Here is a 22,579-nt window from a genome sequence, read left to right as displayed (position 1 = left end):
AGGCCGAGATGAACGCCATCACGCTGAACCGGCGCGGCCTGTTCCGCGCCTCCGCCGCAGCCGCCGTCGCGCTGAGCATTCCCGTCGCCCTGCCTGCGCGCGGCCAGGCCGCACGCAACGGCGACGCGCTCACCGCGTATCTGCGCATCGCACAGGACGGCAGCATCACCCTGATCACGCCCGTCACGGAGATGGGCCAGGGCACCCACACCGCGCATGTGATGCTGATCGCCGACGAACTCGGTGTACCGATGTCTGCTGTGAAGACCGTGCGCGTCGGCCAGCCGTCGGAGCCGATGCGCCGCCCGCCGGGCGAACAGTCGACCGGCGGATCGACCGGCACGCGCGCCTGGGTGGTCCGTCTGCGCACCGCCGCCGCACAGGCGCGCGAGGTGCTGACCGAGGCCGCCGCGCGCCGCATGAACGTGCCGGTGGTAGAACTGAAGGCCGAGGACGGCGCGATCGTCCACGCCGCCTCCAACCGCTCGATCCCGATCGGCTCGCTGGTGCGCGAGGCCGCCGCCCTGCCGCTGCCCGAGAAGCCGACGCTGCGTCCGACCGCCGAGCTGAGGCTCGTCGGCCGGTCGCAGCCGCGCATCGACATCCCGGCCAAGGTGACGGGCCGGGCGGTGTTCGGCATGGACTTCAAGGTGCCGGGCATGCTGTACGCCTGCGCGCGGCTCGCGCCGGTGTATCGCGCCGAGCTCGACAGCTTCGACAAGTCCTCGATCGACGGCATCAAGGGCATCGTCGATGTCGTGCCTCTGCCGCGCGGTGTGGCGGTCGTTGCCGAGAATGCCTGGGCAGCGATCAAGGGCGCCGAGGCGATCGCGATCCGCTTCAAGTCAACCCCGCACGACAGCCTCGACAGTGCCGCGTTCTCGCAGCGCATGATCGCGGCGCTGGATGACGAGACGCGCGCGGTCGCGAAGAACGAGGGCGATGTCGAGGCGGTGCTGAAGGGCGCGGCCAGGACCGTCGAGGCCATCTACGAGGTGCCGTATCTCGCCCATGCCTGCATGGAGACCGACAACGCCACCGCGCAGGTTACCAATGGCGGCGTGACGGTCTGGGCGCCGACGCAGCACCAGGACTGGGCGCTCGCCGAGGCCGCGCGCGCCGCCGGCGTGGATCCCGCCAAGGTGACGATCCACACCACGCTGCTCGGCGGCGGCTTCGGGCGTCGCTATGCCTACGAGGTGGTCGGCCAGGCGGTGACGGTCGCGCGCGCTGTCAATCGCCCGGTGAAGCTGTTCTGGCGGCGCGAGGACGAGCTGGCGCAGGGCTACTACCGCCCGGCGCAGGTCGCGCGCATGAAGGCGGGGCTGGATGCAGATGGCAAGCTGGTGGGTTTCTGGTTCCGTGCCGCTGGTCCGTCCACGCTTGCGGAGTTCCGTCCGACCGTGATCCGGGAGAACGGGCTCGACCCGCAGCATGTCGCTTCGGTCGCCGACAGCCGCTACCGCTTCGGTGCGTTCCGCGCCGACTGGGTGCGCGTGGATGGTCCGCCGCGCAACTGGATCTGGCGTTCGGTCGGGGCGAGCCAGAACGGCTTCTTCCTCGAAGCCTTCCTCGACGAGGTGGCCCATGCGGCCGGCAAGGATCCGTATCGGTTCCGGCGCGAGTTGCTGGCGCATGACGAGCGTGCGTTGAAGGTGCTGGACCTGGTGGCGGAGAGGGCCGGCTGGGGCACGCCGTTGCCGGAGGGGCGTGCGCGCGGCATCGCCTACATGGAGAGCTACGGCTCGCTCTGCGCCGAGGTCGCCGAGGTGTCGGTGGGTCAGGACGGGGTGCGCGTGCACCGTGTGGTCGTGGCGCTGGACTGCGGCGACATCGTCAATCCCGACGGTGTCGAGGCGCAGCTGATGGGCGGCGTGGCGCAGGGTCTGTCGGCGATGCTCGGCGAGGCGATCACGCTCAAGAACGGCGCGGCCGAGCAGCGCAACTTCGACACCTATCAGATCCTGCGGATCGATCGCGCGCCGACGGTCGAGACGCATGTGATCCGGTCCGGTCAGGGCTGGGGGGGTGTCGGCGAGCCTGGTGTGCCGCCGCTCGCCCCGGCGGTGGCGAATGCGATCTTCGCCGCCACCGGCCGCCGCGTCCGTCGTCTGCCCCTGACGGCAGAAGGTCTCGGCGTGTAGGTCAGGGGATGGGTGGTTTGGAGGGAAGGGCCAATGGCCCTTCCCGCCCACGGAGTAAACCCTTGGGGGGGGGGGGGGCGCCGCAAGGCCCTTTCCCCCAAACCCCCCTATCCCATGGACCTGCACCCGTCAGACGCAGGCCGTGTCGACTCCTCTCATGAAGCCGCGGATGCGCGCTGCGCGCGCGTTCAGGAACCCATCGGGCCGCGCGGCGTTGCGCCCCAGGGGATTGGGCAGCACAGCGGCGAGCAGCGAGGCCTGCACGGGCGTCAGCCCCGCCGCACTGCGGCCGAACAGCGCACGCGACGCTGCCTCGGCACCGTACAGGCCGGGCCCGAACTCGACGACGTTGAGATACACCTCGACGATCCGCCGCTTCGGCCACAGCGCCTCGATCAGCAGCGTCGGATAGACCTCCAGCGCCTTGCGCAACACGTCCCCGCGCGGCCACAGGAACAGGTTCTTCGCCGTCTGCTGCGTGATCGTGCTGGCGCCGCGCAGCCGCGCGCCGTCGCGCCAGTCATCGACCGCGCGGCGCATCTCGACCATATCGAAGCCCCAATGGGCGCAGAAGCGCTGATCCTCGGCCGCGATCACCGCGCGCACAAGATCAGGCGAGATCCGATCGAGCGACACCCACGCGCGCGACCAACCGTGGTCGTCGAGCGCACGGATCGCCATCAGCGGCGTGGCCGGCGGCGGAACGAAGCGATACGCCATCACGACCGCGGCAGGCAGCAGCAGCACAACAGCCAGCAGCCAAACCGCAAGACGAAAAGCCCGCCGCCTCACACCTCGAGCAGCAGCCGCTCGGGGTCCTCGACGGTCTCCTTGACGCGCACCAGCGTGCCCACCGCCTCGCGGCCGTCGATGATGCGGTGGTCGTAGGAGAGTGCCACATACATCATCGGCCGCACCTCCACCTTGCCGCCGATCGCCACCGGACGCTCCTCGATCTTGTGCATGCCGAGAATGGCGGATTGCGGGGGGTTCAGGATCGGCGTGGAGAGCAGCGAGCCGAACACGCCCCCGTTAGTGATCGAGAACGTTCCGCCCGACATCTCCTCGAGCGTGAGTTGGCCGTCGCGTGCCTTCCTGCCGAACGCGGCGATCGCTGCCTCAATCTCCGCCATGCTCAGCGTCTCGGCGTTGCGCAGCACCGGCACGACCAGTCCCGTCGGGCCCGACACGGCGATGCCGATGTCCATGTAGTGGTGCTGGATGATCTCCTCACCCTCGACGAAGGCGTTCACGTTCGGGAACTCCTTCAATGCGGCCACGCACGCCTTGACAAAGAAGCCCATGAAGCCAAGACGGACGCCGTGGCGCTTCTCGAAAGCGTCGCGGTACTTCGCGCGCAGGGCCATCACCGCCGACATGTCGATCTCGTTGAAGGTCGTGAGGATCGCGGCGGTGGTCTGCGCCTCCTTCAGCCGCCGCGCGATCGTCGCGCGCAGCCGCGTCATCTTCACCCGCTCGACGCGCCGCTCGCCCGGCGCGGGTGCCTTCGCGGCGGGCGCAGGCTTCGGCGCCGGCGCCGCGGCGGGCTTGGCAGGCGCGGCGCCTCCTCCCTCGATCACCTTCAACACGTCTCCCTTGGTGATCTGCCCTCCCTTGCCGGTCCCCGTCACCGCCTCGGGCTTCAGCCCGGCGTCCGCCATCAGCTTCGCAGCGGCCGGCAGTGGCGGACGGGCGGAGGCACGTTCGAGGGCCGCCGCGGCGGACGCGGCGGGGTCACCCACAGCGGCCTTGGCCTCGGCCGAGACCGTCGTCGCAGCCGCCGCAGTCTCGGCGATCGTACCGAGCAGCGCGCCGACCTCGACCTCGGTGCCGTCCGCGGCGACGATCGCCTCCAGCACGCCGGCGACCGGCGCAGGAACCTCGACCGTCACCTTGTCGGTCTCTAGCTCGACCAGGGGCTCGTCGGCCGCGACCGCGTCGCCGGCCTGCTTCATCCAGCGCGCGATCGTGGCGCTGGTCACGCTCTCGCCCAGCGCAGGCACCTTGATTTCGACCGACATGCGCAATCCCCGACTGGCTTCAGGCGCCGGAGTAGAAGCGCGGACGGGCGCCGAACGCAACCGCCTTGGCCGTTACCCTGCCCCTCTCGCGCACGCGGGAGAGCAGATGCCGTGGCGACGCGGGGTCAGGGCAACCGGCGGACCTCAGGTGCTGATCTCGTCGAGATACTCCTGGTTCGTCCGGATGTAGTTGTCGCCCCACCACGACGTGCCGATCACGACCTGCTTCGCCGCGTTCGCCGGATCGGTCGGGTTGAAGATCCTGAAGTTCTCTGGCACGCGCGCCGCCGCCTCCTTGTGCGTCGGCCCATTGCCGAGGAACTGCAGGAGACCCACCTGCGGATCGGGCTTCGACAGCATCGAGGCGAGACAGCGCTGCGCCATCGCGCCCGCGGGGTTGCCGCGCGGGATCACGAAGATGCCCTGCTGCAGGATGCCCTGGTCCCAGGTCCAGGTCAGGCGGCCCTGCGTCTCCTCGTGCAGCACCTTCGCGCGGGTGTGCCAGAGCAGACCCATGACCGCCTCGCCGGTGCGCATGATGTTCTCGCTCTCCGAGCCCGAGGTCCAGAACAGCAGCTCGCGCCGGATCTCGCGGATGCGCGCGAGTGCGGCGCGCACGTCGATCGGGTAGAGCTCGTCCTTGGCCTTGCCCATCGACATCAGCGCTGCGTCGAGGCTGGTCAGCGCGTCGCGGCGCAGCAGCCGGCGGCCAGGGAACTTCCGCAGGTCCCAGAAATCCGCCCAGCCCTTCGGCGCTTCGGGAACCTTTGTCGTGTCGTACACCAGCACCGAGCTGAACGAGTACGGCGCCGCGCCGAACTCCAGCGCGAAGGCCGGGTCGATCACCACGTCCTTCGGCACGATCGAGTAGTCGATCTTGTTGACCAGATTGAGCCCGCCGAGCTGGATCGAGGAACTGCCCGAGCTGTCGCACAGATCCCAGGTGACGCGCCCGGACTCGACCTGGCTGCGGATGCGCCCGAGCGACGGGCCGGAGCTGTCCTGCACCACCCGCCAGCCGGGGTTCTCGGCCATGAAGGGCTCGCCGTAGAACCGGCCGAAGGCCTGGTTGGCGATGCCGCCCCAGTTCACCATGGTGATCTCGCGCGCCGCCTGGCCGCGCGCGTCGCGGGCCGCGACAGGCACGACGCCGAGCGCCGCCATGCCCGCGAGAAATGTCCGGCGATCGACGCGGCCGCGCCGCCACAACTCGTTCGCCAGCACAATGCAGTCCTGGTGGAAGCTCTGCGCTTCGCCGCTCATGGAGCCGGTCTCCCTCTTGCGTGACGGCGTTCCCGGGCCGGATCATACGCCGGTTCTGCACGGAAAGGAGAGGGTGGTGAGCGCACCGCTGTTCGCACCCGGATTAGGGCCAAGCCCTGGTGGTGGGAGGCGGCGGAGCCGGTCGCCGGCGCGCCCGTCGCGCTGCCGGGCGAGGCCGAGGTGGCGATCATCGGCGGCGGCTACACCGGGCTCTCGGCGGCGCTGACGCTCGCCCGCCTCGGCCACCGCCCGGTGGTGCTGGACATGGAGCCGATCGGCTACGGCGCCCCGTCGCGCAACGGCGGCATGGTTTCGGGCGCGCTGAAGCTCGCGAAGGGCGACATCGTCGCGCGGGCCGGGCAGGAGCGGGCCGACAGGCTGATCCGCGAGGTCGCTTGCAGCCTGGGTTTCATCGAGGAGACGATCGCGCGCGAGGGAATCGAGTGTCACTACCGGCGCTCGGGGCGTTTCGTCGCCGCCTGGACGCGCAGGCACTGGAACACAATGGCGGCCCGCGCCGACTGGCTCGCCGGCGTCACTGGCGGCGAGGTGCGCATGGTGCCGCCCGCGCGGACGCGCGAGGACCTCGGCAGCGACCACTACCGCGGCGGCATGGTGGTCGAGGCCGCCGGATCGTTGCATCCCGCGCTCTACGTGCAGGGACTCGCGCGCGCGCGGCCGCCTGCGCCGGCGCGGTGCTGATCGACCGCACGCGCGTCACGGCGATCGCGCGGCAGGGGAATATGTTCCGGCTGACCACCGACCGCGGCGCGCTCGCCGCGCGCGCGGTGCTGGCCGCGACCAACGGCTACACGACCGAGGCGACGCCCTGGCTCGCGCGGCGACTGATCCCGGTCGGCAGCTACATCATCGCAACCGAGGAGCTGCCGCCCGAGACCATGGCGCGGCTGTTCCCGACCAGGCGCATGATCAGCGACTCCCGGCGCGTGCTGAACTACGTCCGACCCGATCCCGCCTTCACCCGCGTGCTCTGGGGTGGGCGCGCGAGCGTTGGCCCGGCCGCACTCGAGCGGGCCGCACCGGTGCTGCACGGCTTCATGACGACGGTGTTTCCCGAACTCCGCGACGTGCGCATCACGCATGCCTGGACCGGCAATGTCGCCTTCACCTTCGGCTTCCTGCCGCATCTCGGCGTGCACGAGGGGATGCACTACGCGGTCGGCTGCCAGGGCTCCGGGGTTGCGATGCAGACTTGGCTCGGGCACCGGATCGTGCTGAAGATCGCGGGTGCCGCGAACAGCGGGACCGCGTTCGACGACATGCCGTTCCCGACCCTTCCGCTCTATGCCGGCAGACCCTGGTTCCTGCCGATCGTCGGCGCGTACTACCGCGCGCGCGATCGGCTCGATCGGCTAGCGGCATGATCGCACCCGACGTCGTCGTGCTGAACGGCCGCATCGCGACAATGGATGCGGCCGGAACGGAGGTCGAGGCGCTTGCGGTGCATGGCGGGCGGATCGTCGCACGCGGATCGACCGCGGCGATGCGAGACCTCGCCGGGCCCGGCACGCGCGTGATCGATCTCGAACGCCGCCGCGCGATCCCCTGCATCGTCGATGGCCACGCGCACCCGGATGCCTACGCAATCCGGCTCGCGCGCGGGCGCGCCGGCCAGCGCCGGCCCTGCCGGATCGCGCCGCGCCCGTTGGCCGAGGCCGAGGCCTCGATCGAGCGCTACGGCCGGGTCTGGGAGGCGAACGCCCGCCGGCTCGACGGGCTGCCGGCGGAGATCCAGGCAGGCCAGGGCGGGAGCCCGTGAGCGAGGACGTCGCCGTCGCCACGCCGTTCCGCACCGCGACCACCGTGGTCGTGCGCTACAGCTTCCAGGCAGTGTGCGACGGCGTACTCAAGACCCCCATGGTCGAGGGCTGGAGCCAGGCTCATGACCGGCTCGATGGGCTCCTCGCGCCGTCCGCGCTGGGGTGAGCGGCGTCCGGCTGCCGCTCCGATTTCAGGGCAATTTCGTCTCTCTATCGGGGCGGCTTCGGGACCCCGGGCCCCGGCTTCGCCCATCCTCCACGACAGCGCCGTCCCGCAGTGCGCGGCGCAAGCAAGGAGGAGCGGTCATGGCAACACTCGACGACTACCTGTACTTCGCCGACCTCGTCTATTCGCAGAAGGCGAACGGGAAGCCGAACGCGGGCGGCTGGACGCGGCAGCAATGGGAGTGGGCCACCTGGCACGGAAACGGCTTCCAGGGCGGCATCTTCGCAGACCAGTCCGGCCCGGATGTGATCGTTGCCTTCTCGGGCACCAAGGGCGGCCCGACCACCGCGCCGGTCTCGCAGAACACCGCGAATGCGCGGATCGGCGTTAACGTGATCCCGAACATGGCGGGAGCCGCCTTCGCGATGGTCCGGTGGGCGCAGCAGCACAATCCCAACAAGCGGATCTCGATCGTCGGGCATTCGCTCGGCGGCGGGCTGGCGCAGGTGGTCGGCAACTGGACCGAGGTGCCGTTTGTCTCACTCAACGGCCCGGGCATGACGTCGCATCTCAAGATGTCGGCCTTCAACATCCTCAAGCCCCGGCAAATGGTCCGCTCGCTCCGCTCGAACAGCTCCGGGCTGACCTATGGCATCTCGTTGACCGTCAAGAATGACTTTGTCGGCAACTTCGGCAGGCATCTCGGGCATTTCTTCCTGCTCGACCAGGGCGGGTTCGTGGGCAACACGACGGACACGCACAGCATCCAGGCAGTCAGCCGCGGCCTGCATCAGCGCGGCTGGCTGAATAAGAAGCCCCACGAAATCACCAGCGCCTGGCCGACCTGAGGCGGCGCCGCGCGCATCTCCGGAGCAGCCGACGTCCGACGATGACGTGACCGAAGGCCGGAGGGCAAAACCCCCGGCCCCTCCGCTCCGCGCAGGGCACTCGCGTTGCCGATCCGCGCGCCGGCCCCTATGTTCCGCCCGTCCGCGGGGAAACCCGTCCGATCCACGATCCAGGGAGGATTGTCCGATGCGCCTCACGCGCCGAATTCTGATGGCCGGCCTCGCCGCTGGCGTGCTCGCGGCACCCGCCGCCGCCCAGACCAATGTGACCCTGACCCACGCGCTTGCAGCCAACAGCCACTACGGCGTGGCCGCGATCGCCTTCAAGGAGACGGTCGAGCGGCTGACCAATGGGCGCTATCGCGTTACCATCCAGCGCAACGACAACGAGCGCGAGGCGATCGAGGCGACCCAGATCGGGACGCAGGAGTTCACGATCACATCCACGGGCCCCGTCGGCAACTTCGTGCCCGACACGCTGGTGCTCGACATCCCGTTCCTGTTCCGCGACTACGACCACGCGCGCGGCGTGCTTGACAGCGCGATCGGCCAGGATCTGCTGGCGAAGTTCACTCCGCGCGGGCTGATCGGTGTCGCCTGGATGGAGAACGGCTTCCGCAACGTCACCAACTCGCGGCGCGAGGTGAACACGCCGGCCGACGTGCAGGGGCTGAAGATCCGCACCATGGAGAACCCGGTGCACATGCGCGCCTTCCAGACGCTCGGCGCGCTGCCGACGCCGATGGCGTTCAGCGAGCTCGTCCCCGCCCTCCAGCAGGGCACGGTGGACGGGCAGGAGAACCCGATCCCGGTGATCGTGGCCAACAACCTCAACCAGGTGCAGCGCTACCTCTCGCTGACGCGTCACGTCTATTCGCCGGCGGTGCTGATCGGCAACCCGGCGTTCTGGAACCGGCTGAACGCGGCCGACAAGCCAGCGTTCCAGGAGGCGGCGAAGGCGGCGGTGCAGGCCAACCGCGACAAGGTCTCGGCCGATGAGCGCGACGGCGTGGCGCTTCTGCGCTCGCGCGGCATGACGGTGCGCGAGACGGTCGACACGGCCGCGTTCCAGGCCGCGCTCGCGCCGGCCTTCGAGCAGTACCGGCGCCAGTTCGACGCCGCGCTGCTCCAGCGGATCAGCGACTGGAAGCCCGGCAGCTGATGAGACCGCTCGTCCGCGCCGTTCTCGCGGCCGAGCGCATCGCGACCCAGGCGGCCCTCGCGGCCGCCTGTTTCGCGCTCGCGCTCGCGGTCGGCGCGGGGGCGTGGCAGGTGTTCACCCGTTTCGTGCTCGCCCAACCCTCCCCGTGGTCCGAGGCGCTGGTGCGCCAGGCGCTGGTGTGGATGGTGCTGCTCGGCGTTGCCGGCGCGATCCGCCACGGCGCGCTGGTGGCGATCGATGTCGCGCGCCAGGCCGCACGCGGGCGGGTGCGGCTCGCGATCGAGCTGGTTACCGTCGTTTCCATCTGCGTGCTGTTCGGCGCGCTGTTCTGGTTCGGCTGGTCGATGGCCGAGCGGGTGCGGTTCCAGACCATCGCCGGGCTCGAAGTGTCGATCGCCTGGGGCTACGCGGCGATCCCGGTGGGTGCCGTGTTCGCGATCCTCGCTGCGGTCGCCGCGGTGCTCGATCCACGCCGGCCGGACGTCCCCGGCCAGGTCTGAGGAGCGCGCCATGGCCGGTACGATGCTCGCGATCATGCTGGTGCTGTTCGCGCTCTCCGTGCCCGTGGCGGTGGCGATCGGGCTCGCGGCGATCGCCGGCATCGAGCTTTTCACCCGCTTCCCGCTGATCGTCGCCGCACAGCAGGTCTATGTCGCGCTCGATCGCTTTCCGCTTGCGGCGATCCCGTTCTTCATCCTCGCCGGCAACCTGATGGAGGTGGGCGGGATCAGCCGCCGCCTGGTCGAGTTCGCGCGAGCGATCGTCGGGGGCGTGCAGGGCGGGCTGGCGATGACCTGCGTGCTCACCTGCATGATCTTCGCCGCGATCTCGGGCTCCTCGGTCGCGACCACATTCGCGATCGGCGCGATCATGGTCCCTGCGCTCAAGCGCCTCGGCTATCCGGCCGCCTTCGCAGGCTCGCTTCAGGCCGCCTCCGCCGAGCTCGGCGTCGTCATCCCGCCCTCGATCCCGATGATTCTCTACGGCGTCGCGACCCAGACCTCGATCCCGGAGCTGTTCATCGCCGGCATCGGTCCGGGTGTGCTGATCGCGACCGTGCTGTCCACGGTGGTGCTGGTGTGGTGCCGCGTGAACGGCTGGGGCAAGCAGGACGGCGAAGGGCGGCTCGGGCTGCTGCCCGCCACGCGCAACGCGCTGTTCGCGCTGCTGATGCCCGTGATCGTGCTGGGCGGGATCTATGGCGGCATCACCACGCCGACCGAGGCGTCGGTGATCGCGGTCTGCTACGCGCTGCTGGTCGGGCTGGTGATCTATCGCGAGCTCCGTCCGCGCGACCTCTACCCGGTGTTCCGCAAGTCGGCGATCACGTCCTCGGTGATCATGTTCATCATCGCCACGGCCGGTGTGTTCTCGTGGCTCCTGAACCGCCAAGGCATCCCCGATCAGATGGCGGGCTGGCTCGTCGCGACCTTCGGCTCGCCCGCCTGGTTCCTGCTCGGGGTGAACCTGTTCCTGTTCGTGGTCGGAATGTTCATCGAAACCTCGGCCTCGATCATCGTGCTCGGCCCGATCCTGCAGCCCGCGGCGGCGCAGTTCGGCATCGATCCGGTGCATTTCGGCACCATCATGGTGGTGAACCTGGCCCTCGGCATGGTCACGCCGCCCTTCGGGGTGAACCTGTTCGCCGCTGCGCAGGTCGCGGACACCGGCATCGACAAGATGATGCGCTACCTGCCGGTGTTCATCCTCGCGGTGATCGTCTGCCTCGGCGTGATCACCTACGTGCCGGAGCTGACGCTCAGCTTGCGCGACGCGCTCTATCGCTGAGCGCCGATCCGCTCGCCGATCAGCCCCTGCGGCCGCGCGATCAGGATCACCTGGAGTGCCAACCCGATCAGGAACAGCCGCACATAGGCCGCGCGCGTGGCGAGTTCGCCCGGCAGCTGCGCCGCCAGCCAGTCGGTGGCGGCCCACACGCCCCAGACCGCGACCGCGCCGATCACCGCACCCGTGTTGCTGCCCGAGCCGCCGGCGATCAGCATCACCCAGACGACGAAGGTGACGGTCACGGGCTCGAGCGCCTCGGGGCTCATGAACTTGAAGAACGCCGCCATCATCGCGCCGCCGAGCCCCATGAAGGCGGCACCCAGCACGAATGCCTGCACGCGCAGCCGGGCGGGGTTCTTGCCCACCGCCTTGGCCGCCTCCTCGTCGTCGCGCACGGCGCGCAGGCTGCGGCCGAACGGGCTGTTCGCCGTCGCCTCGGCGAGCGCGTAGAGGCCGGCGACGGCGGCGCAGGCGAGTGCGAGGAACGCCACCGGCGCCCAGGGCTGGCCGAACGACTCGAACGGGCGCGGAATGGTGCTGACGCCGAGCGGCCCGCCGGTCAGCCAGTCCTCGTTGCGCACGACCAGGCGCACGATCTCGGCGATGCCGATGGTCGCGATCGCGAGATAGTCGGTGCGGACCCGCAGCGACACCGCGCCCACCGGCAGTGCCAGCAGCGCCGCGGCGAGCGCGCCCGCGGGCCAGGCGAGCCACCATGGCACGCCGAACCCGCCGAGATGCGTGGCACTCGGCGCCGCGGTCAGCAGGGCCGCGGTGTAGGCGCCGGCGGCGACGAAGGCGAGGCCGCCGAAGTTCATCAGCCCCGTGAGCCCCCATTGCAGATTGAGCCCGAGGCTCAACGCCGCGTAGATCGCGGCCAGCGTCAGCAGGGTCGCGGCATAGAGCAGCGCGTCCATCAGCCCATCCCCCTGAACAGCCCCTGCGGGCGCAGAATCAGCGTCAGCACCAGCACCGCGAAGGCGACACCGGTCTTGTAGGCGGGGGAGAGCAGCGGTGCGCCGTCGAGCAGCGGGAACGACGAGAGTTCTTCCGCGAGCCCGAGCAGCACCCCGCCCAACGCCGCACCCCAGGGCCGGCCGATCCCGCCCAGGATCGCCGCGGCGAAGGAGGCGAGCAGCACGTTGAACCCCATCCCCGGCGTGAGCTGCGTGTCGATGCCGAGGAACACCCCGGCGATCGCGACCAGCACCGCCGAGACCGTCCAGGTGAGCCGGATCACCTGCGCGACGTTGACGCCGGTGATGCGCGCGAGATCGGGATCGTCGGCCATCGCACGCATCGCCCGTCCGGCGCGGGTGCGCGACAGCAGCAGATGGAGCGCGAGTGCCGCGAGCACGGTGCCGGCGATGATCCAGAGATGGCGGAGCTGGATGCGGACCGCGCCGATCAGCAGCGGCGGTGTCAGAGCCGCGCCGTAGCCGGTCGGGGTCGGACCGAACACCAGGTAGAGGCTGGCGCGGATCATCAGCGCGGTGCCGAAGCTGCTGATCAGCAGCACGGCGGGCAGGCTACGGCGCAGCCGGTCGTAGAACAGCGCGTCGGCCGCGAGTGCGACCGGCACGGTCGCGGCGGCGGCGAACGGAATCGCCGCCCAGGGGCTGATCCCGAGGCCCGTGACCGCTGCCAGCGCGGCGTAGGCGCCGAACGCCATCAGGTCCCCATGGGCGAAATGGGCGAAGCGCATCACGCCATAGACGAGGCTCAGCCCGGTCGCCGACATGGCGTAGATCGCGCCGAGCACCAGGCCGGGGACGAGGTAGAAGTTGACGAGGTCGAGCATCGAAGCGCTCACCCCCCCAGGAACAGCCGGCCGATCTCGGGATCGGCGAGCAGCGCCGGCCCCGGGGCGGTCGCGCGGTTGCGGCCCATCGCCAACACCACGCCGCGATCGGCGATCGCAAGTGCGGGTCGCGCGTTCTGCTCCACCATCAGCACGCCCACGCCCTGGCGCGCGATCGCCTCCACCTGCTCGAAGATCAGCGCGCAGAATCTTGGAGAGAGACCCGCGGTCGGCTCGTCCAGCATGATCAGCCGCGGCTCCAGCATCAGCGCCCGGCCGATCGCCACCATCTGGCGCTGCCCGCCCGAAAGCCGCCCCGCCGCCACGCGCCGCTTCGCCGCGAGATCGGGGAACAGCGCCAGCACGCGCGCGATCCCGGCCTCGGTCTCGGCGGGCCGCGCATAGGCGCCCATTGCCAGGTTCTCCTCCACCGTGAGCGAGGGGAAGACGTTGCGCTCCTGCGGCACATAGGCCAGCCCGCGCAGGATCATCGTCTCGGACGGAGCGTTCGCGATCGCCTCACCCCCGAACACGATCCCGCCCGCGCGCACGCGCACCAGCCCTGCCACGGCCTTCATCAGCGTGGACTTGCCCGCGCCATTCGCGCCGACGATCACCACGATCTCGCCCGCGGCCGCCGCGAGATCGACGCCGTGCAGGATGTCGGCCTCGCCGTAGCCGCCGACCACCCCGCGCACCTCGAGCAGCGCCATCTCAGTCGGCCGGCGCGATCGCCATGCCGAGATAGGCTTCGGCCACCACCGGATCGTTCCGTACCTGGGCCATCGTTCCGGAGGCGATCACGCGCCCCTCGGCGAGCACGTGCACCGGATCGCAGAGCTCGGCGACCAGGTCGAGATCGTGCTCGATCACCAGGAAGGTGATCGCGTCCTCGCGGTTGAGGCGCGCGATCGTCGCAGCGATCTCGCGGAGCAGGGTGCGGTTCACCCCGGCCGCCGGCTCGTCGAGCAGGATCAGGCTCGCCCCGCTCATCAGCGCGCGGCCGAGCTCGACGAGCTTCTTCTGCCCGCCCGAGAGCGCGGTCGCCGGCGCCTCCGCGAGGGCCGCGAGGTTGAGCCGCGCGAGCACCGCCTGCGCACGTTCGGCAAGCGCGGCCTCCTCGCGGGCGATCCGCGCCCGCGCGATCCAGGGCAGGGGCAGACGCTCGCCGGACTGGTCGGGCGCGGCGACCATCAGGTTCTCGAGCACCGTCATGCGGGCGAACAGGCGGGGGATCTGGAAGGTGCGCGCGAGCCCCGCCCGGTGCAGCCGCCAGGGTGGGGCCGCGGTGACGTCCTGGCCTCGCAACATCACGGTGCCCTCGTCAGGCGGCAGGAACCCGGCGACGGTCGCGAACAGCGTCGTCTTGCCTGCACCGTTCGGCCCGATCAGCCCAGTGATCGAGCCCTCCGGTACATCGAGCGAAACAGCGTCTAGGGCGACGAAGCCGCCGAAGCGCTTCGTCAGTCCCCGGACGGCGAGGGCAGGTGGCGCGGCGCCCGGCGCGCCTCCGCTCACGCCGAGACGTTCTCGACCGTGGCAATCCGCCCGTCGCGGACCTCCCACACCTCGATCCGGCCCTGCGCGTCGCCCGCCTCGTTGAAGTCCACCGGGCCGGACGCGCCCTCGTAGTTCACCGCCGCGCCCTGGGCGATCAGCCCGCGCGCCTTCGCCCACTCGCCGGGCCCGACCGCCTCGCCCGGCGGGTTGGCGACCTCGCGCAGCGCGGCGCGGATCGCCGCGCGGTCGGCACGCCCGGCCTTCTGGATCGCCAGTGCGGCGACATAGGCGGCGTCGTAGGACTGCGCGACGAAGGCGCCGGCCGGGTCCATCGCCGGATTGGCGCGGCGGAAGGCGGCCTCGTAGGCGGCGCGGCGCTCAGGCGAGGCGGCCGTGCCGGGCGCGGTGCCGAAGGTGCCGGCGAGTGGCTGGGCGCCGACCGCCTGGACCACCGCCTGGTCGCGCATGCCGTCGGTCAGCACGAAGCGGCTGAAGAACGCGTTCTCCACCGCGTTGCGCAGGATCGTGTTGCCGCCCGAGCCCGGATAGGCGATCAGCACAAGCGCCTGCGGATTGCCGCGGCCCGCGAGCGTCTGGAGCTCCGCGCGGTAGGACGGGCGGTTCTCCTCGAAGTTCTGCGTCGCCGTGACGCTGCCGCCATGGCGCTCGAACGCGGCCTGGAACGCGCCGGCGAGGCCGCGGCCGTAGTCGTTGTTGATCGCCATCACGGCCGCCCGCTCGATCCCGCGCGCCTTGGTGATGCGGCCCAGCACCGCGCCCTGGAGCCCGTCGGGCACGGCGGTGCGGAACACCGTGTCGTTGTCGGCGAGCGCGCTGATCGCCGGGGCGGTGGCCGAGGGCGAGATGATCGGCACCCCGGCCGGGATGGTCACCGCGTTCGCCACCGCGATGGTGATGCCCGAGGCCATCGGCCCGATGACGATCGGCACGGTGTCGGCCTGCACCAGCCGGGTCGCGACCGACACGCCGACCTGCGGGTTGGTCTGGTCGTCGGCCTCGATCAGCGTCAGCCGCTGGCCGTTCAGCACGCCGCCGGCGGCGTTGACCTCCTCGAGTGCGAGCATGATCCCGGCGCGGATCGGCGGCACGAACGCCGCGAGCCCGCCCGAGGAGGAGAGGATCGCTCCGATCCGCACCTGGCCCTCCTGGGCGCGGACGGAGAGCGGCAGCACCGACGCGGCGGTCGTTGCCGCCAGCATGGCGCGGCGCGTCACATGAGACTTCGTCATGGGTCCCTCCTGGCATCCCTGTGAATGCCGAGGCCGCTCTCCGGACGCGGCCCGGCGTGATGGGGCGGAGATAGTCCGGAACCGTCCGCGCGCAAACCCGAATCCGGTTTCGGATCTTCGGTCTGCGCCTCGGGCGCGTTGTCAGGCGCCATCCATGCGGGTGCAGCGCGGTGCGGTCCGCTCAGGGGTGGGGACGTGGCTCCGCTGCACGGCGTTCCGCCTTGGCTTTCGCGCCGCGGGGCTGCCGGCGCGGTCAGGCCGTCAGCCCGGCATCGCGAGGAACGGCGCGACCGCGCGCAGGAACGGCTCGGGCGCCTCGGCATGCACCCAGTGCCCGGCGCCCGGCACCACCACGAACGCGGCGCGTGGGAACAGCCCCAGCACCGTCGGGTGATGCTCGGCGCGTACATAGCCGCTCCGTTCGCCCGAGACGATCAGCGCGGGGCCGGCGTAGCGCGCGCCGGCCGGCGGGTCGGGAAAGGCGGAGATCACCGGCACCGCCGGCTCGATCGCGGCGAGGTTGAGCCGCCACGCGGGCGCGCCCGCCGCGTCGAACTGCAGGTTCTGCAGCAGGAAGGCCCGCTCGCCGGGGTCTGCGATCGCCGGCGCCAGCGCCGCATCCGCCTCCGCCCGGCGCATGCCCGCGCGCAGGGGCAGCGCGCGCATCGCCGCGGCGTAGGCCTGAAGCGCGGGGCGGTACGACACCGGCGCGACATCAACGACCACCAGCCGCTCGACCAGCTCCGGCCGGGTGAGCGCCAGCCACATCGCCACCTTGCCGCCCATGGAGTGGCCGATCACGGCCGCGCGGCCGTCGGCGCGCGCCTCGATCAGCGCCGCGACATCCGCCGCCATCGCCGGGTAGTCCATCGCCGCGGTGTGGGGGCTCGATCCATGGTTGCGCAGATCGGCCGCGATCATGCGATGCGTCGCCGCAAGCCGCTTCGCCACGGTCCCCCAGTTCTGCGCCGAGCCGAACAGCCCGTGCAGGATCACCACCGGCGGGCCTTCACCCTGCTCGGTTGCGGCCAGCGTGACAGTCGCCATCGTCATCGCCCGGTGATGCCCGAACCAGGCGCGGCCGGCAACGCGCGTCGCACCGCCAGCACGACCAGCGCCGCCAGGATCAGCCCGGCACCCAGCACGAGTCGAAGCGTCACTGCCTCGCCGAGGAACAGCGCCGACAGCGCCAGCGACACCAGCGGCACGCCGAGGAACCCGATCGAGGTCACCAGCGCCGGCAAGGCCCGGCTGACACTGTTCGCCGCCCAGGTCGCGAGCGGCCCGCCAACCACGCCGAGGAACGCGAGCGCGGTCAGTGAATGCGCCGTCAGCGTCACCCCGCCCGCCGGCTCCAGCACGGCAGCGGCCGGCAGCAGCACGACGGCGGCAAGCGCGAACTGCCAGGGCAGCAACATCACGAGCGGCGCCGCCGGACGGGTCGCGCGCAAGACCGCGATCGCCACCGCCCAGGAGAGCGATGCCGCGAGCAGCAGCAGCACACCCGCGACCGGCGCCGCCGCCGGGTCCGCCAGCACCATGATGCCGACGAGCCCCAGCACGACGGCCACAAGCCGCCGCGGTCCCGGCCGCTCGCCGAGCGCGAAGGCCGAGATCGGCACCAGCCAGAGCTGCGTCGTGTACGCAAGCAAGGTCGCGCGCCCGGCCGGCACCAGAGTCAGCGCAAGATGGAGCAGCGCGAAGAACACGCCGATCTGGCAGACGCCGACGGCGAGCACGACCGGCACGTCCGCCCGCGCCGGTACCGACAACCCGCCACGCCACCCGACCAGCGCTGCGGTCGTGGCCGTGGAGAGCAACGCACGCCAGAACGCGAACCAGGTGGGTGTCGCGTCGACAAGCCCCACCTGGATCACCGGCGCAGCCGCGCCGAAGATCGCGACCACGAGCGCGAACTGGATCAGGGCGGCGCGCGGCATCACCGGCCGAAGAAACATTGCGGGGGGCCGCAAGGCCCCCCTCAAACACCCCCCTCAGATGTAGTGCTCCGACAGCGGCCGGAATCCGTTGAAGGACTGCGCCGCATAGGTCGTCGTGTAGGCGCCGGCCGATAGCAGATCGAGCCGGTCGCCGGCACGCAACGCCAGCGGCAGACGATAGGGCGTCCTCTCGTAGAGGATGTCCGCGCCGTCGCACGTGGGGCCCGCGATCGCCACCGGACCGGTGCGCCCACCATCGCGCGTGGTCTGCATCCGGTAGCGGATGCTCTCGCCCTCGGTCTCGGCCAACCCGCCGAACCGGCCGATGTCGAGATACACCCAGCGCACCGGGTCATCCTTCGCCTTGCGGCTCACCAGCACGACCTCGGACGAAACGACCCCGGCATCGCCGACGATGAACCGGCCTGGCTCGACCACCATCTCGGGGATCGCATTGCCGAACGCCTTCGTCATCGCGCCCATGATCGCATGGGCGAAATGGTCGATGCCCGGAACGTCGTCGGTGTAGCGCACCGGAAAGCCGCCGCCGAGATTCACCATGCGCAGGTTCACCCCGCGCTCGGAGAGATCGGTGAACAGCATCCCCACCTTGGCGACCGCCGCCTCATAGGCCACCGCGTCGCGCTGCTGGCTGCCGACATGGAACGATAGCCCATAGGGGTCGAGCCCGAGCTCCCTTGCGCGCAGCATCAACTCGGCCGCCATCTCGACCGAGCAGCCGAACTTGCGGCTCAGCGGCCAGTCGGCACCGGCATTCTCGACCAGCAGACGGCAATACACCTTCGCGCCCGGCGCCGCGCGCGCGAGCTTCTCCAGCTCCTCCTCGGAGTCGAAGGCGTACATCCGCACGCCGGCGGCGAAGGCGCGGGCGATCGCGCTCTCCTTCTTCACCGTGTTGCCGTAGGAGATCGCCGACGCCGCGGCCCCGGCCGCGAGCACCATCTCGATCTCCTCCCACGACGCGGCATCGAACGCCGAGCCGAGCCTGGCCAACCGCTCCAGCACCGGCCGGGCGGGGTTGGCCTTCACGGCGTAGTAGATGCGCGCGAGCGGCAGCACGGCCGACAGAACGCGGTAGTTCTGCTCCACGCGGTCCACATCCAGAACGAGGCAGGGCGTCGCGGGACGCACATCCTCGAGAAAGCGCGCGATCTTGGGGGTCATCGCACGGGCCTCCCCTTCAACTCCAGCGGGGCGGCCTGTCGAGGCGACGCACCCCAGGTTAACGGAACGGTCGAACACACCAGCGATCCCGGGCCGAAGCCCGGGCTGGCCAGAGCGCTTGACGTCGTTGCGTAAACCCCGAGGGGCCAGAGGCACGTGCGTTGCTGCGTCTGCAGCGCATATACGCGCTATCCCCCGGCAGGTGAAGGAAAAAAACGTCCCTGCAGGATGCAGGGCAGAGGTGCGGAGATACCCGGGCCAGTCAGGCGGACGCGAGCGAACCAACGGCCCGGCCGATCGTTTCGGGCTCGGTGAGTTGCGCGCCTGCCGCCGTGGCGACGCGGGCGAGTTCCGCCTCGCCCTCGGCGACGACCAGCACCGGCACGTCCGGGCCGACTGCCAGCCTGAGGCGCGCGACCGCGCGCCGCACCCGCCGGGGCGAGGCATGGCGCGCCAGCACCAGCGCGGCGGCCCGGCACGCACCGGCCTCGAGCGGGCGCGCCGCCACGCGCGCGGGTACGCCCTCGTCGACCAGCGTGGCGGCGACGGCCGTGGCCACCGCCTGGTCCAGCGTGGCGCCGGCGCCGACACACAGCACTGCGGCCGGTGCCTCCGGCTCGTCGAGGAGCGCCTCGGCCGCTGAGACCAGCACGCGCGAGGCGCGCTCCACATCCGCATGGTCGAGCGCGCCGCGCCGCAGATCCGCCGCCAGCGTGCGCGCGGCCGGCAGCAGCACCGCGCGCACCGTCGCTGCCACGCCGTCCTGGTCGGCGAGCCGCTCGGCCAGCTCGGCCGCCTCGTGGCGGTCGCCGGCGAGCACCCGCTGGTAGAACCGCTGCGCCGGATCCAGCACCGGCGCCCGGCCGAGCAGGAGCTCGAGCTTGGCGAGCCGCGGCACATGGCGTGCCGCGATCAGCAGGCACGCGGCAAAAGGTGGCGCGAGCACCAGCCCGATCGGCCCCCAGATCACGGTGGAAAGCGCAGCGATCATCACCAGCGGGAGCGGGGAGAGTCCGGTGGCGGCGGCGTTCAGCAGCACCTCCAGAACATGGGCGCAGAACACCTCAACCACGACGAACAGCCCGATCACCATCAGCGGCGTAGTCCAGCCAGGATCGACCGCGAGCGAGACGATCAGTGGAAAGAACGCCCCGAGCGGACCGCCGACGAACGGGATGAACCGCAGCATGAAGCCGAGCAGGCCCCAGAGCAGGGCGTTCGGAATGCCGATCAGCCAGAGTCCGCCCGCCATCAGCGCGCCGAAGGTCAGGTTCACGACCAACTGGCCGAGCAGGTAGCGGCTGATCCGCCGTCCGGCCTCGCCGAGCGCCGCGGTCGCGCGCGGGATGTCGCCGTCGCCCCAGAGGCGGATGAACCGGTCGCGCATGTCGTTACGCTGAAGCATCAGGTAGCTCGCGAACAGCAGCACGATCACGCCGGTGGCGAGCGGGGTCAGCATCAGCCGCAGCGCATCGCCGGCGATGCGCTGCGGGCTCGGCGCGGGGGCGGCCTCCGACGCGACCGGCAGCGGCGTGAAGCGCCCCTGCCCGCCGAGCTCGGCCGTCAGCCCGCGCAGCATTTCGAGGAGCGGGCCGAACACCGCCGATCCATCGCCCAGCGCGCGCACCTTGGCGCGCAGGTTGGCCTCGTAGGCTGGCAGCGAGGCGGCGAGCGCCACCGCCTCGGTGGCCAGCAGCGCAATGAACAGCAGCGAGGCGACAGCGGCGAGCAGCACCACGCTCAGCGCCGCGACCACGCGCGGGATGCCGATGCGTTCGAGCGCACGCGCGACCGGCACCAGTGCGACCGAGAGCAGAAGCGCGAGGGCAAGCGGGATCAGGATGTCGCGCCCGACGTGCAGCCCGGCGAGCACGATCGCCAGCCCGACCAGTGTGCGGGTGACGGCCGGACCGGCGGGTTCGAGTGCGAGGGGTGCGGCGCGTGGCATGCTGGGTCCGGAGCCTCCGGGCACGGAACGCGTCCTGCCGCGCGCGGTTCCCCGCCCGCTCCGTCTCCAAATTGTCACGAGTTGCGGGGTGCGTCTGAGTTGTTTTCCAGGAGCGTTCTTCGATTGGGGGTTCAATAATCATCAATCGTATCGTCTGCGCGGCAGCCGCCGCGCTCATTTCCGTTGTCGCGTCGGCAACGGGTTTCGGCCAAGGCGCGCGGCCCTGCGAGGTGGCCGCCTTCCGCGGCATGACGCAGCCGGGCGGGGCGAGCACAACGATGCGTGTCGTCAATACGGGCGAAGCCTGCCGCATCACCTACTGGATGCGCACAGACCCGCAACGCGTGCCCTACGAGGCCGCGGAGCTCACCCGCGCTCCGTCGAACGGCACGGCGACGGCGACTGGCAACGGCGTTGCCTACACGCCCCGTCCGGGCTTCGCCGGATCGGACAGCTTCACCGTCGCCACGCGCGGGGTCTGGCAGGGGGCTGCGGTCAACGGCCAGGTGGTCGTGACCGTGATCGTCCTGCCCCGTCCCTGACGCGGCAGGTCAGATCAGCCCTGCAAGCGGGCTCGACGGGTCAGCGTAGAGCTTGCGTGCCATCCGCCCGGCGAGATAGGCCTCGCGCCCGGCCTCGATCGCGGCCTTCATCGCGCGCGCCATCCGCACCGGATCCTTGGCGTGCGCGATCGCGGAGTTCATCAGCACCGCGTCGCAGCCAAGTTCCATCGCGATCGTGGCGTCCGAGGCGGTGCCGACGCCGGCATCCACCAGCACCGGCACCTTCGCCTGCTCGACGATCAGCCGGATCGTCACCTTGTTCTGGATGCCGAGCCCCGAGCCGATCGGCGCACCGAGCGGCATGATCGCGACCGCGCCCTGCTCCTCGAGCCGCTTCGCCGCCACCGGATCGTCGACGCAATAGACCATCACCTGGAACCCGTCCTTCACCAGCACGTCGAGCGCGCGGTGGGTCTCCTGCATGTCGGGATAGAGGGTCGGCGGGGGCCCCAGCACTTCCAGCTTCACCAGGTTCCAGCCGCCGGCCTCGCGGGCGAGGCGGAGCGTGCGGATCGCATCCTCCGCCGTGTGACAACCGGCGGTATTCGGCAGATAGGTGTAGCGGTCGGGCGGCACGTGGTCCTGCAGCATCGGCGCCGAGGGGTCGGAGAGGTTCACGCGGCGCACGGCGACGGTGACGATCTCGGCGCCCGAGGCATTGATCGCGGCTGCCGTCTCCGGCAGGTCCTTGTAGCGGCCGGTGCCGACAATCAGGCGCGAGCGGAAGGTAAGGCCGGCGACGGTCCAGCCGTCCTCGGCCGGCGGCGTGAGGTCGCCGCCGCCGATGAAGTGGACGATCTCGATCCGGTCGTCCTCGGCGAGCACGGTGGTCTCGAACGCCGATTTCGGCACGATCTCAAGGTTGCGTTCGACGGCCACCTTGCGCCGGTCGAGGGTCAGCGCGGCGAGCAGCCCTGCGACGGTGAGCGGGCTTGGGAAGGCGCGCGCTTCGCCGTTGACGGAGAGGCGCAGGCTGGTGGTGGCGGCATCCATGGCCTCGATATGGGTGGGTTGTCCGGCGGGCGGCAAGGGTCGTGGTGCGAGGTCATGGGATTGGGGGTGCGGGGGCAAGGGGCTGGGTTCGATGGCTTCGCTGGCCCGAGGGCCAGCTTCGCGGGCCCCTTGGCCCCCGCGGGTGTCCTGCCGCGCGGCTTCTGGTCGGACGGGTCATCCTGGGACACCAGCGGAGCGGCACGGTTGCGTTGACGCGCTCTTTGGC

Annotated in this window: 23 protein-coding genes; 10 read left to right on the top strand and 13 right to left on the bottom strand. The window is 71.0% G+C overall.

Translation table 11 applies throughout. The annotated features are described in order from the left end of the window. The first annotated feature begins 8 nt into the window (after positions 1–8). Positions 9–2,144, top strand: a complete 2,136-nt coding sequence (locus ACTIFU_RS00365; protein WP_439576285.1) for a molybdopterin cofactor-binding domain-containing protein — start codon at positions 9–11, stop codon at positions 2,142–2,144. A 129-nt stretch (positions 2,145–2,273) separates the two neighbouring features. Here the strand turns inward: ACTIFU_RS00365 and mtgA are convergent, their stop codons facing one another. The 3 genes from mtgA to ACTIFU_RS00350 form a co-directional block, all read right to left on the bottom strand. Beyond that, positions 2,274–2,891 (bottom strand): monofunctional biosynthetic peptidoglycan transglycosylase, encoded by a 618-nt coding sequence (gene mtgA / locus ACTIFU_RS00360; RefSeq protein ID WP_439576284.1) that lies wholly within the window; start codon positions 2,889–2,891, stop codon positions 2,274–2,276. Between the two features lie 41 nt (positions 2,892–2,932). Continuing rightward, a complete protein-coding gene (gene odhB / locus ACTIFU_RS00355; RefSeq protein ID WP_439576283.1) occupies positions 2,933–4,165 on the bottom strand; it encodes a 2-oxoglutarate dehydrogenase complex dihydrolipoyllysine-residue succinyltransferase in 1,233 nt (410 codons plus the stop codon). Between the two features lie 144 nt (positions 4,166–4,309). Then, positions 4,310–5,428: an extracellular solute-binding protein gene (locus ACTIFU_RS00350; RefSeq protein ID WP_439576282.1), complete on the bottom strand. Its 1,119-nt coding sequence runs from the start codon at positions 5,426–5,428 to the stop codon at positions 4,310–4,312. 180 nt (positions 5,429–5,608) lie between these two features. Between ACTIFU_RS00350 and ACTIFU_RS00345 the strand changes: the two genes are divergently transcribed. From ACTIFU_RS00345 to ACTIFU_RS00310, 8 genes are all read left to right on the top strand, one after another. After that, positions 5,609–6,130 (top strand): NAD(P)/FAD-dependent oxidoreductase, encoded by a 522-nt coding sequence (locus ACTIFU_RS00345; RefSeq protein WP_439576281.1) that lies wholly within the window; start codon positions 5,609–5,611, stop codon positions 6,128–6,130. Beyond that, on the top strand, positions 6,124–6,813 hold the full coding sequence (locus ACTIFU_RS00340; protein ID WP_439576280.1) for an NAD(P)/FAD-dependent oxidoreductase: 690 nt from the start codon (positions 6,124–6,126) through the stop codon (positions 6,811–6,813). The genes ACTIFU_RS00345 and ACTIFU_RS00340 overlap by 7 nt, the downstream gene beginning before the upstream one ends. Beyond that, complete coding sequence (locus ACTIFU_RS00335) at positions 6,810–7,208, top strand: hypothetical protein (RefSeq protein WP_439576279.1); 399 nt, start codon at positions 6,810–6,812, stop codon at positions 7,206–7,208. The genes ACTIFU_RS00340 and ACTIFU_RS00335 overlap by 4 nt, the downstream gene beginning before the upstream one ends. Then, the gene (locus tag ACTIFU_RS00330; RefSeq protein ID WP_439576278.1) at positions 7,205–7,375 is read left to right on the top strand and encodes a hypothetical protein; all 171 of its coding nucleotides are present in this window, start codon (positions 7,205–7,207) and stop codon (positions 7,373–7,375) included. Before ACTIFU_RS00335 ends, ACTIFU_RS00330 begins: the two co-directional genes overlap by 4 nt. A gap of 140 nt (positions 7,376–7,515) precedes the next feature. Further along, a complete protein-coding gene (locus ACTIFU_RS00325) occupies positions 7,516–8,223 on the top strand; it encodes a hypothetical protein (RefSeq protein WP_439576277.1) in 708 nt (235 codons plus the stop codon). Positions 8,224–8,410: 187 nt separating this feature from the next. Beyond that, positions 8,411–9,385, top strand: a complete 975-nt coding sequence (locus tag ACTIFU_RS00320; RefSeq protein ID WP_439576276.1) for a TRAP transporter substrate-binding protein — start codon at positions 8,411–8,413, stop codon at positions 9,383–9,385. Beyond that, positions 9,385–9,885 (top strand): TRAP transporter small permease, encoded by a 501-nt coding sequence (locus ACTIFU_RS00315; protein WP_439576275.1) that lies wholly within the window; start codon positions 9,385–9,387, stop codon positions 9,883–9,885. The genes ACTIFU_RS00320 and ACTIFU_RS00315 overlap by 1 nt, the downstream gene beginning before the upstream one ends. A 10-nt stretch (positions 9,886–9,895) precedes the next feature. Beyond that, on the top strand, positions 9,896–11,173 hold the full coding sequence (locus ACTIFU_RS00310) for a TRAP transporter large permease (RefSeq protein ID WP_439576274.1): 1,278 nt from the start codon (positions 9,896–9,898) through the stop codon (positions 11,171–11,173). Here ACTIFU_RS00310 and ACTIFU_RS00305 read toward each other — a convergent pair. The 9 genes from ACTIFU_RS00305 to ACTIFU_RS00265 all read right to left on the bottom strand — a co-directional run bounded on the left by ACTIFU_RS00305 (position 11,164) and on the right by ACTIFU_RS00265 (position 20,797). After that, positions 11,164–12,090 (bottom strand): branched-chain amino acid ABC transporter permease, encoded by a 927-nt coding sequence (locus ACTIFU_RS00305; protein ID WP_439576273.1) that lies wholly within the window; start codon positions 12,088–12,090, stop codon positions 11,164–11,166. The two genes, ACTIFU_RS00310 and ACTIFU_RS00305, sit on opposite strands and share 10 nt — an antisense overlap. Then, positions 12,090–12,974 carry a branched-chain amino acid ABC transporter permease gene (locus tag ACTIFU_RS00300; protein ID WP_439576272.1) on the bottom strand — a complete coding sequence of 295 codons (885 nt, stop codon included), beginning with the start codon at positions 12,972–12,974 and terminating at the stop codon, positions 12,090–12,092. Before ACTIFU_RS00300 ends, ACTIFU_RS00305 begins: the two co-directional genes overlap by 1 nt. A gap of 8 nt (positions 12,975–12,982) precedes the next feature. Next, positions 12,983–13,687 carry an ABC transporter ATP-binding protein gene (locus tag ACTIFU_RS00295; RefSeq protein ID WP_439576271.1) on the bottom strand — a complete coding sequence of 235 codons (705 nt, stop codon included), beginning with the start codon at positions 13,685–13,687 and terminating at the stop codon, positions 12,983–12,985. Between the two features lies 1 nt (position 13,688). Continuing rightward, positions 13,689–14,492 (bottom strand): ABC transporter ATP-binding protein, encoded by an 804-nt coding sequence (locus ACTIFU_RS00290; protein WP_439576270.1) that lies wholly within the window; start codon positions 14,490–14,492, stop codon positions 13,689–13,691. Further along, the gene (locus tag ACTIFU_RS00285; protein WP_439576269.1) at positions 14,489–15,724 is read right to left on the bottom strand and encodes an ABC transporter substrate-binding protein; all 1,236 of its coding nucleotides are present in this window, start codon (positions 15,722–15,724) and stop codon (positions 14,489–14,491) included. Before ACTIFU_RS00285 ends, ACTIFU_RS00290 begins: the two co-directional genes overlap by 4 nt. A gap of 261 nt (positions 15,725–15,985) precedes the next feature. Then, entirely contained in the window at positions 15,986–16,771 is a 786-nt protein-coding gene (locus ACTIFU_RS00280) for an alpha/beta fold hydrolase (protein ID WP_439576268.1), read from the bottom strand. A 2-nt stretch (positions 16,772–16,773) separates the two neighbouring features. Then, positions 16,774–17,664, bottom strand: a complete 891-nt coding sequence (locus ACTIFU_RS00275; protein WP_439576267.1) for a DMT family transporter — start codon at positions 17,662–17,664, stop codon at positions 16,774–16,776. A 54-nt stretch (positions 17,665–17,718) separates the two neighbouring features. After that, positions 17,719–18,849, bottom strand: coding sequence for a type III PLP-dependent enzyme (locus ACTIFU_RS00270; protein WP_439576266.1), 1,131 nt, complete (start codon positions 18,847–18,849; stop codon positions 17,719–17,721). Between the two features lie 262 nt (positions 18,850–19,111). Then, positions 19,112–20,797, bottom strand: a complete 1,686-nt coding sequence (locus tag ACTIFU_RS00265; RefSeq protein ID WP_439576265.1) for an AI-2E family transporter — start codon at positions 20,795–20,797, stop codon at positions 19,112–19,114. Positions 20,798–21,075: 278 nt separating this feature from the next. Here ACTIFU_RS00265 and ACTIFU_RS00260 point away from each other — a divergent pair, with 278 nt between their 5' ends. Beyond that, on the top strand, positions 21,076–21,339 hold the full coding sequence (locus ACTIFU_RS00260; RefSeq protein WP_439576264.1) for an Ig-like domain-containing protein: 264 nt from the start codon (positions 21,076–21,078) through the stop codon (positions 21,337–21,339). Positions 21,340–21,348: 9 nt separating this feature from the next. Here ACTIFU_RS00260 and thiS read toward each other — a convergent pair whose 3' ends face one another. Then, positions 21,349–22,353 (bottom strand): sulfur carrier protein ThiS, encoded by a 1,005-nt coding sequence (thiS, locus tag ACTIFU_RS00255; RefSeq protein ID WP_439576263.1) that lies wholly within the window; start codon positions 22,351–22,353, stop codon positions 21,349–21,351. Between the last annotated feature and the right edge of the window lie 226 nt (positions 22,354–22,579).

This window comes from Elioraea sp. (assembly GCF_051860475.1).
In the GTDB taxonomy this organism is placed as follows: domain Bacteria; phylum Pseudomonadota; class Alphaproteobacteria; order Acetobacterales; family Acetobacteraceae; genus Elioraea.
This window is presented reverse-complemented; position numbering and strand designations above follow the sequence as displayed.